Genomic DNA, 9,328 nt, shown 5'->3' with positions numbered 1-9,328 from the left:
CGCCGCGACAAGCCCTCCCCCAGAGCCTTCGGCTGGGAGGTACCCCCACCGGGCCGCGGGTCGCCACCGACCCCAGGGGGCAGGTGCCGCCACTCCTGGGGCGCCCACCGCGTACTCCCGGCGAACCCGAAGGAGGGCACGTATGACCGCAGGGGGCGGACGAGGAGCCGTCCGGGAGGACTGGTTGCTGGGGGAGGTGGCCCGGCGGGCGTATGGGCGGGTGGGAGGGCTCGCCCTGCTCGCGTTGGGGCAGACGGCACTCGTGCTGCTGCTTCCGTATGCGCTGGGCCACGCCCTGGACCTGTTGCTGCGGGGCCGCGCCGCAGGCGCGTGGGTGGGGGCGTGTGCGGCCGTGGTGGCCGCACAGTTCGTGGTGGGGGCGACAGCAGACGTGCTGTCGGCGACGACAACGGCCAAGTCCGCGGCGGACCTGCGACGCAGAGCGGTACAGCATGTGCTGGCCGCGGGGGAGCCGGCCGCAGCGACCGGGACGGGGGACCTGGTCAGCCGGATGGTCGGGAACGCGGCCGACACCGCTTCGGGGCCGGCCGCCGCGGCGGCGCTGCCCGCCACGGTCGCGGCGACCGTGGGGGCGATCGTGGCGCTGGGCCTGACCGACCTCTGGCTGGCGGTGGCCTTCGTCGCGGGAGCGCCCCTGCTCGCGCTGCTGGTACGGCGGTTCGCCCGGGTCTCCTCGGACAGCGTGGCCCGGTACCAGGACGCGCAGGGCAGGATCGCGGCCCGTCTGGTCGAGGCGCTGGGGGGCGCCCGGACGATCGCCGCCGCCCGTACCGAGGCCCGCGAGCGCGCCCGGGTGCTCACGCCGCTGCCCGAACTGGCTGCGCAGGGGCGGCGGATGTGGCACATCCAGGGCCGGGCCACGGCGCAGGCCGCCGTACTGGTGCCGCTGCTGCAGATCCTCGTGCTCGCGGTCGGCGGACTGCGGCTGACGCAGGGGGCGTTGAGCGTGGGCGGTCTGCTGGCCGCGACGCGTTACGCCTCGCTGGCCACCGGCATCGGCGTGGTGGTCGGGCAGGTCGGCGCGCTCGTACGGGCCCGCGCCGCGGCGAGGCGGGTGGCCGCGGTCCTGGACGTGCCCGAACTGCCGTACGGGACCGGGCGGCTGCCGCTCGCGGGGCCCGGGGCCGGTGCGGGGACGCTGGAGTTCCAGCAGGTCACCGCGGTGCGCGGCGGCGAGACCGTACTCCACGGGCTGAACCTGACGGTGCCCGGCGGGGCGTGCGTGGCCGTGGTCGGGCGGTCCGGCGCCGGGAAGTCCGTGCTGGCCGCGCTCGCCGGGCGGCTGGCCGATCCGGACGACGGGATCGTCGCGCTGGACGGAAGGCCGCTGTCCGAACTGAGCAGGGACGAACTGCGGGACGCGGTCGCCTACGCCTTCGAACGGCCCGTGCTGCTCGGCGACACCCTCACCGACGCCCTCGCCTTCGGCCGCGGTCCCGTCCTGCCCGGCAAGGTCGTCGCCGCGGCTCGCGCGGCCCGCGCCGACGAGTTCGTGCGGCTGCTCCCGGACGGTTACGACACCGCGCCCGCGGGCGCCCCGCTGTCCGGCGGCGAATACCAACGCCTGGGCCTGGCACGGGCGTTCGCGCACCCCGGGCGGCTGCTGATCCTGGACGACGCCACCTCCAGCCTGGACACCGTCACCGAACTGCACGTCGCCCGCGCCCTCCTGGAGGGCCAGCGCGGCCGTACCCGGCTGCTGACCACCCACCGCGCCGGCACCGCCGCCCGCGCCGACCTGGTCGCCTGGCTCGACTCCGGCCGCCTGCGGGCCCTCGCGCCCCACGGGGACCTGTGGCCGGACCCGGACTACCGCGCCCTGTTCGCCGCCGCGCCGGAACCGGCGGGCCCGGCCGGGGGAGCGCGCTCATGACGGCGACGACGGCGACGACGGGCGTCGAGGGCGTCGAGGGCGGGATGCGCGGCTGGCTGCGCGGGCACCTCGGCGTGCTGGGGGTGCTCGCCGCGTGGTCGGTGCTGGAGGCCGGACAGACCTTCCTCACCGGGTTCGCGCTGGCCAAGGCGCTGGACCACGGGTTCCTGCGCGGCCGGCCGGGGACAGGGGCCCTGTGGCTGGCGCTGGCCGCGGTGTGCGTGCCGCTGGGGGCGTACGGGACCGCCCGCGTCTTCCGCGCGCTGGCCGCGTTGGTGGAGCCGCTGCGGGACGTGCTGGTCGAGACGGTGGTACGGCGCGGCATACGGTCCGCGATCCGCGGCGGCGGGGCGCCGCACGCCTCGGTGGTCTCCCGGCTGACGCATCAAGTGGAGATCGCCCGGGACGCGTTCGGCGGGCTCGTCCTGGTCCTGCGGTCCTTCGTGTTCACCAGCATCGGCGCCCTGGCCGGCATGTGCGCGCTCGCCCCGGTCACCCTGCTGATCGTGGTGCCGCCGCTGGCTGTCGGCGTCGCCGTCTTCGCCCTCGCCCTGCGGCCGCTGGCCGCCCGCCAGCACCGCTACCTCGCCGCCGACGAAGCGCTCGCCGCCGAACTCGGCTCGCTCGCCGCCGGGTTGCGCGACATCCGCGCGTGCGGCGGCGAACCCGAGATGACCCGGCGGGCCGCCGACCTCATCGACGCCGAGTTGCGCGCCGAACGCTCCCTCGCCCGCTGGGGCGTCGCCCGCGCCGCCGCCCCGGCCCTCGGCGGCCGGCTCCCGGTCGTGCTGCTGCTGGCCTGCGCGCCCTGGCTGCTGTCCACCCATCGCATCACCGCGGGGGCCCTCCTCGGCGCGCTCACCTACCTCACCGAGTCCCTCCAGCCGGCCCTCCAGAACCTCGTCCACACCCTCAGCGCCGCCGGCACCCGCCTCGGCGTCGTCCTGGACCGCGTCGCGGGCCCGGACCTTCCGGAATCGGCGGAGGGCGGCCCGGAGGGCGTCGCGCCCGTACGGACCGGCGCCGTGCTGGAGTTCCGGGGGGTGACGTTCGGCTACGGCGGCGGGGCGCGGCCGGTGGTGCGCGGGCTCGACCTGGCGGTCGCGGCCGGGGAGCACCTGGCCGTGGTGGGGCCGAGCGGCATCGGCAAGTCCACGGTGGCCGGGCTCGCCGCGGGGCTGCTGCGGTCCGGGCGGGGGCAGGTGCTCAGCGCCGGCCTGCCCGCCCTGGTGCCGCAGGAGGCGTACGTGTTCCGCGGCACCGTCGGCGACAACCTGCGCTATCTCCGGCCGGACGCCGACCCCGACGATGTGCTTTCCGCTGCCGAACTTCTCGGCGCCGGCCCGCTCGTGGCCGCCCTCGGGGGCCTCACCGGCGAGGTGGACCCCGGCGCCCTCTCTGCGGGCGAACGCCAACTCCTCGCCCTCACCCGTACCTACCTCTCCCCGGCCTCCCTCGTCCTCCTGGACGAGGCGACGTGCCACCTCGACCCCGCGGCCGAAGCCGTCGCCGAACACGCCTTCGCCCACCGCCCCGGCGGCACGCTCCTCGTCGTCGCCCACCGCATCTCTTCCGCCACCCGCGCCGACCGCGTCCTGCTCCTCGACGGCACCCATGCGCTCTGCGGTACCCACACGGAATTGCTCCGCCTCTCGCCCCTCTACCGTGACCTCGTCGGCACGTGGTCGCCTGCGGCGCCCGCGGGTCGGGCCGGCCTCTGAGGCGTACGGCGCCCCCGGAGAAGGTTGGCCTTCCGCGGCTTCCAGCTCGGTGGGTTCCCATGCGTTGCCGGGTTCCGGTGCGTTGTGGTTGCGCGCGCAGTTCCCCGCGCCCCTGGGGTGGAGCCTGGGCGGCTCCGCAGCCCCCGAGCTGGTTGCCGTTGCGGCTTCCGACTCGGCGGGTTCCGATGCGTCGCCGGCTGCTGGTGCGTTGTGGTTCCTCGCGCCCACGCGGCGCCAGCCGCATATCGGCTACAGCCCCGCGCCCCTTCGGGGCGCTCCCGGCGAACCCGCACCTGCAGCGGCCCGGTTCGCCGGAGCTACCCGGGGCCCGCTTGGCGGCGGGCGGTTCGCCGGGAAAACCGAGGGGCGCGGGGAACTGCGCGACCAGCCTCCCCCAGAGCCTTCGGCCTGGGCGGTACCCCCACCGTGGCGCGGGTCGTCACCGGCCCGAGGGGGCAGGTGCTGCCGCTCCCGGGTCACCGGCAGAACGCGGCGCAAGCCGCACATCAGGGACGGCCCGCACATTTATCGGGGTGCGGGACACCCATTCGCTGGGGTCAGACCCAGCCGGCCACCCGGGAAATACGGATCGCGTCGACGCGGTTGCGGGCGCCGGTTTTGCGGGTGATCGCCGCGAGGTAGTTGCGGACGGTGCCGTTGCCGAGGTGGAGGCTGCGGGCGATTTCGTTGACGGAGGCACCCTCGGCGCTCAGGGAGAGGACACTGAGTTCGCGGCGGGTCAGCGGCATCTCCGCGGCCTGCATGAACTCGACGGCGAGGGATTCGTCGACGAATCGTTTCCCTTCGGCGGCGCGGCGGACCGCGGCCGGGAGGCGGTCGGGCGAGCGGTCCTTGTTGACGAAGCCGAGCGCCCGCGCGTCGTAGGCGCGGCGCAGGTTCCCGGGCTTGCCGGCGTCGGTCAGGACGACCAGCCCGGCCGTGCAGCGCATCATGTCCGCCGCACTCGCGGCCTCAGGGGCCCGTAAGGACACCTCCGCGGACCCGGAGCCGGATGCGGCCCGGCTGAGCGTCCGGCCGGCCGGAGCGTGGCCCTCCGCGGGTCTCGTCCAGCCGCCGACGTGCCGGCGCCAGCCGGGACAGTCCGCGTCGGCCACCCACACGTGCGGGCGTAACAGGCGGCCGGATTCGTTCACGCGGTGCCAATCCGCGCCGGCCACTTCGAAGTCGGGCTCCTGGTCCAGCAGCGCCGCCAGCGCGGATCGCAGCAGGCTCTGTTCATGAGCCACCAGTACACGTATCACCGTTCGGTCCCCTCGCGTCGTCGTTGCGAGCTCCGCAGAGCTCTCCCCAAGCTCCCCCAGACGAGCGCCTTCCTTCCTACCGGGGGCGTACGCCTGTGAGCAGCCGGGCAAACCGTACGTATGGGGTGATTCAGGCGGCGTGCTGGGGCTTATGGGGCGCATTGATACGTGACGTGCGCCCTCCGATCGGGTGATACCGCTTACCGGTCGAATGCGTTAAAGGGGGCTGGTTCCAGCAGTCGGCACGCCGTACGGATGTCGGTCGTCACCAGGTCCACGGGTGCCCGCCCGGCCAGCCAGCCGACCAGGGCCGCGTGCCAGGTGTGCTCGATCACGCGTACCGCCGCCAGCCGGCTGTCGGACGGCGGGACGGCGGCCGGCCCGATCGCCTCCAGGATGATCGTGGTGGTCAGCCGGGAGCAGGTGTCCACCTCGGCCCGCACCGAGCGGTCGGCGAAGAGCATCGCCCGTACCATCGCGTCGGCCAGCAGCGGTTCGCGCTGCAGGGCGCGGAAGGCGCGCAGCAGGGTTTCCGCGACCCGCTCGCCGGGCGCGCCGGCGGCGGGCGGCCGGGTCCGCAACGCCTCGTGCAGCAGGCCGAGCTGGTCCTGCATGACGGCCACCAGCAGGTGGATCTTCGACGGGAAGTAGCGGTAGAGGGTGCCGAGCGCCACCCCGGACAGCTCCGCGACCTCCCGCATCTGCACCGCCTCGAAGCCGCCCTGGCAGGCCAGTGCGGTGCCGGCGTCCAGGATGCGGCGGCGCCGGGCCTCCTGTCGCTCGGTCAGGGGCGGCGCCGGCCGGGGTTCCGCGCTGATGTCTGCCATGGCCTTGCCGTCCTGTCTCGTGCCCGTGCGTGGTGCCTTGGTGCTTGCGGTGCCTTGGTACTTGTGGTGCCCGGTTCCCGTGCTCGTGTCGCCCGGTCCGCCGGCCCTCAGCGCCGCGTGGCGCGAATCACCCGGCACGGGCGGCTGGCCCGCGGTGGCGGAGGGTACATTCGCGTTCTGTACGATCGATTCTGAAACCTGTTCTACATTAAGCGCGACCGGTGACGCTCCGGCTCAATCGCGGTGAGAAGGGGGCCGGGTGTGACCCAGGAGACCAGGCCGCTGCGCATAGCGCTGCTCAGCTACAAGGGCAACCCCTTCTGCGGCGGTCAGGGGGTCTACGTACGCCACCTGTCCCGGGAACTGGCCGCGCTCGGCCACCGGGTCGAGGTGATCGGCGCCCAGCCGTACCCGGTACTGGACGAGGTGGGCGGCAACAGCGTCACCCTCACCGAGCTGCCGAGCCTGGACCTCTACCGCGAGCCCGACCCGTTCCGTACCCCCCGCCGTGAGGAGTATCGGGACTGGATCGACGCTCTGGAGGTCGCCACCATGCGCACCGGCGGCTTCCCGGAGCCGCTCACCTTCAGCCTGCGCGCCCGGCGCCTGCTGGCCGCCCGCCGCGCCGACTTCGACGTCGTCCACGACAACCAGACCCTCGGCTACGGCCTGCTGGGCGTGGGCCTGCCGCTGGTCACCACCGTCCACCACCCCATCACCGTCGACCGCCGGCTGGAGCTCGAAGCCGCGCCGAACCTGAGCCGCCGCATGTCGCTGCGCCGCTGGTACGGCTTCACCCGCATGCAGAAGCGCGTCGCGCGCCGGCTGCCGTCGGTGGTGACCGTCTCCGGCACCTCCCGCGAGGAGATCATCGAGGACCTCGGGGTGCGGCCGGAGCGGATCCGGGCGGTGCCGATCGGCGCCGACGCCCGCCTGTTCACCCCCGACCCGTCGGTCCCGGTGGTGCCCGGCCGGATCGTGACCACCTCCAGCGCGGACGTGCCGCTCAAGGGCCTGGTCTTCCTGATCGAGGCGCTGGCGAAGGTGCGCGTCACCCGTCCCGCCGCCCACCTGGTGGTGGTCGGCACCCGCCCCGCCTCCGGACCGGTCGCCGACGCGATCGAGGGCCACGGGCTCGGCGGCGCGGTCGAGTTCGTCAAGGGCATCAGCGACGACGAGCTCGTCCGGCTGATCCGCAGCGCCGAGGCGGCCTGCGTGCCGTCGCTGTACGAGGGCTTCTCGCTGCCGGCCGCCGAGGCCATGGCGACCGGCACCGCGCTGGTGGCGACCACCGGCGGCGCCATCCCGGAGGTGGCCGGACCGGACGGGGAGACGTGCCTGGCGGTCCCGCCGGGCGACGCCGGTGCGCTGGCCGCCGCCCTGGACCGGGTGCTGGGCGACCCGGAACTGCGCGCCCGGCTCGGCGCCGCGGGCCGGGCCCGGGTGCTGGAACGGTTCACCTGGGCGCGCGCCGCCGAGTCGACCGTCGAGGTCTACCGGGAGGCGATCGCGAACCAGCCGTCCCGCCGGCCGGCCCGGCCCCCCGTGCCGGCGACCCCGGCCGCGGGCCGTCCCGCCCGTATCCCCGGGACGACCGAGGTTCCGGCCGCACCGGGTACGGCTCCGGACGCCGCCCCTGACCAGGAGACCCGCGTGGGGAGCAACCTCTGATGCTGACCGTCGACTTCACCCGTTTCCCGCTCGCCGCGGGCGACCGCGTGCTGGACCTGGGATGCGGCGGCGGCCGGCACGCCTTCGAGTGCTACCGGCGCGGCGCCCGGGTGGTCGCCCTGGACCGCAACCCCGACGAGGTCCGCGAGGTCGCGGGCTGGTTCGTCGCCATGCGGGACGCCGGCGAGGTCCCGGCCGGCGCGTCCGCCGTGGCCATGGAGGGCGACGCGCTCCACCTGCCGTTCCCCGACGCCAGCTTCGACGCGGTGATCGTCTCCGAGGTGATGGAGCACATACCCGACGACAAGGGCGTGCTCGCCGAGGTGGTCCGGATCCTGCGCCCCGGCGGCCGGGTCGCGGTCACCGTCCCGCGCTACGGCCCCGAGCGGGTGTGCTGGGCGCTGTCCGACGCCTACCACGAGGTCGAGGGCGGCCACATCCGCATCTACCGGGCCGACGAACTGCTGGAGCGGATCCGCGAGTCGGGCCTGGCACCGTACGGCACCCACCACGCGCACGCGCTGCACGTGCCGTACTGGTGGCTCAAGTGCGCGGTCGGCGTGGACAACGAGCAGGCGCTGCCGGTACGGCTCTACCACAAGCTGCTGGTCTGGGACATCGTCAAGAAGCCGCTGGCCACCAAGCTCGCCGAGCAGGCACTCAACCCGGTGATCGGCAAGAGCTTCGTCGCCTACGCCACCAAACCGCGGCTGCCGGACGGGCCTTCGCCGGAACCGGCCGGCACCGCGGACGCCGCCAGGTGACCCGGACCGACGGAGGAGGCCGCGGCGGCAGGACCGAACGGCTCGTGCTGCCCGGCGTGTTGACCGCCGAGCAGGCGTGGGCCACCGTCACCGGCATCGCCGGCGCGCAGCGCCCGGACGGCGCCATACCGTGGTTCTCCGGCCACCACCTCGACCCGTGGGACCACACCGAGGCCGCGATGGCCCTCGACGCGGCCGGCGAGCACGAGCGGGCCCGGGCCGCGTACACCTGGCTGGCCCGCCACCAGAACCCGGACGGCTCCTGGTACGCCGCCTACCACGACGGCGACCCGGAGCGGCCCACCGACCACGGCAGCGAGACCAACTTCTGCGCCTACCTGGCGGTCGGCGTCTGGCACCACTTCCTGGCCACCGGCGACGAGGTGTTCCTGGACCGGATGTGGCCGCACGTGGCCGCGGCGATGGAATTCGTCCTCGGCCACCAGCAGCCCGGCGGCCAGATCGGCTGGCGGCGCGAGCCCGGCGGGCAGGCCACCGCCGACGCGCTGCTCACCGGCAGCGCCTCCATCCACCAGGCGCTGCGCTGCGCCCTGGCCATCGCCGAGCACCGCGGATCGCCCCAGCCGGACTGGGAGTTGGCCACCGGGGCACTGGGCCACGCGGTGCTGCGCCACCCGGAACGGTTCCTGGACAAGCGCCACTACTCCATGGACTGGTACTACCCGGTGCTCACCGGCACCCTGCGCGGACCCGCCGCCCTGGACCGCATCGAGGAGGGCTGGGCCCGCTTCGTGGTGCCGGGCCTGGGCGTGCGCTGCGTGGTGCCCAACCCGTGGGTGACCGGCGGCGAGAGCGCCGAACTCGCCCTGGCGCTGTGGGCGGTGGGTGAGTCCGACCGCGCGGTGCGCATCCTCGCCGACATCCAGCACCTGCGGGCCGAGGACGGCATGTACTGGACCGGCTACGTCTTCGAGGACCGGGCCTTCTGGCCGGCCGAACGCACCACGTGGACCGCGGCCGCGCTGCTGCTCGCCGTCGCCGCGCTCGGCGGGGACGAGGCGACGACCGAGGTGTTCGGCGCGGAAAGACTGCCGGACGGGCTGGACCCCGACTGCTGCTGACCGCCCGTTCGGTCGCGTCGCCGGGGGCCTGCCCGTCCGGCAGCCCGCCTTGTGCTTTCCGCTCTTTCCCGCTCGTTCCCGTTCCGCTCGTTCCCGTTCCGCTCGTT

The 9,328-nt window shown here is 74.8% G+C and carries 7 protein-coding genes; 5 read left to right on the top strand and 2 right to left on the bottom strand.

Annotation, left to right across the window (positions count from 1 at the left end; genetic code table 11):
- Positions 1 to 142: 142 nt before the first annotated feature.
- Positions 143 to 1,894, top strand: a complete 1,752-nt coding sequence (locus ITX44_RS26755; RefSeq protein ID WP_205359942.1) for an ABC transporter ATP-binding protein — start codon at positions 143 to 145, stop codon at positions 1,892 to 1,894.
- The gene (locus tag ITX44_RS26750; RefSeq protein WP_372440996.1) at positions 1,891 to 3,615 is read left to right on the top strand and encodes an ABC transporter ATP-binding protein; all 1,725 of its coding nucleotides are present in this window, start codon (positions 1,891 to 1,893) and stop codon (positions 3,613 to 3,615) included. Before ITX44_RS26755 ends, ITX44_RS26750 begins: the two co-directional genes overlap by 4 nt.
- Before the next feature lie 557 nt (positions 3,616 to 4,172).
- Here the strand turns inward: ITX44_RS26750 and ITX44_RS26745 are convergent.
- Positions 4,173 to 4,862 (bottom strand): response regulator transcription factor, encoded by a 690-nt coding sequence (locus ITX44_RS26745; RefSeq protein ID WP_307795500.1) that lies wholly within the window; start codon positions 4,860 to 4,862, stop codon positions 4,173 to 4,175.
- Positions 4,863 to 5,077: 215 nt separating this feature from the next.
- Positions 5,078 to 5,704, bottom strand: a complete 627-nt coding sequence (locus ITX44_RS26740) for a TetR family transcriptional regulator (protein ID WP_205359940.1) — start codon at positions 5,702 to 5,704, stop codon at positions 5,078 to 5,080.
- A 261-nt stretch (positions 5,705 to 5,965) separates the two neighbouring features.
- On the opposite strand from ITX44_RS26740, the gene ITX44_RS26735 reads away from it, so the two are divergent.
- From ITX44_RS26735 to ITX44_RS26725, 3 genes are read left to right on the top strand one after another with little or no spacing between them, the layout of a single operon-like run.
- Positions 5,966 to 7,375 (top strand): glycosyltransferase family 4 protein, encoded by a 1,410-nt coding sequence (locus tag ITX44_RS26735; protein WP_307795499.1) that lies wholly within the window; start codon positions 5,966 to 5,968, stop codon positions 7,373 to 7,375.
- Complete coding sequence (locus ITX44_RS26730; protein WP_205359939.1) at positions 7,375 to 8,139, top strand: class I SAM-dependent methyltransferase; 765 nt, start codon at positions 7,375 to 7,377, stop codon at positions 8,137 to 8,139. The genes ITX44_RS26735 and ITX44_RS26730 overlap by 1 nt, the downstream gene beginning before the upstream one ends.
- Entirely contained in the window at positions 8,136 to 9,221 is a 1,086-nt protein-coding gene (locus ITX44_RS26725) for a prenyltransferase/squalene oxidase repeat-containing protein (RefSeq protein WP_205359938.1), read from the top strand. The genes ITX44_RS26730 and ITX44_RS26725 overlap by 4 nt, the downstream gene beginning before the upstream one ends.
- Positions 9,222 to 9,328: the final 107 nt, after the last annotated feature.

Origin of the sequence: Actinacidiphila acididurans (assembly GCF_016918855.1) — a bacterium.
GTDB lineage: Bacteria > Actinomycetota > Actinomycetes > Streptomycetales > Streptomycetaceae > Actinacidiphila > Actinacidiphila acididurans.
Note: the sequence above shows the minus strand (reverse complement) of the source record. Positions and strands in the feature narration are given on the sequence as shown.

Bases quoted from the DNA above. Each gene is read 5' to 3' on its own strand.
- ITX44_RS26750 (WP_372440996.1), top strand. From the start codon at position 1,891: ATGACGGCGACGACGGCGACGACGGGCGTCGAGGGCGTCGAGGGCGGG.
- ITX44_RS26755 (WP_205359942.1), top strand. From the start codon at position 143: ATGACCGCAGGGGGCGGACGAGGAGCCGTCCGGGAGGACTGGTTGCTG.
- ITX44_RS26740 (WP_205359940.1), bottom strand. From the start codon at position 5,704: ATGGCAGACATCAGCGCGGAACCCCGGCCGGCGCCGCCCCTGACCGAG.
- ITX44_RS26730 (WP_205359939.1), top strand. From the start codon at position 7,375: ATGCTGACCGTCGACTTCACCCGTTTCCCGCTCGCCGCGGGCGACCGC.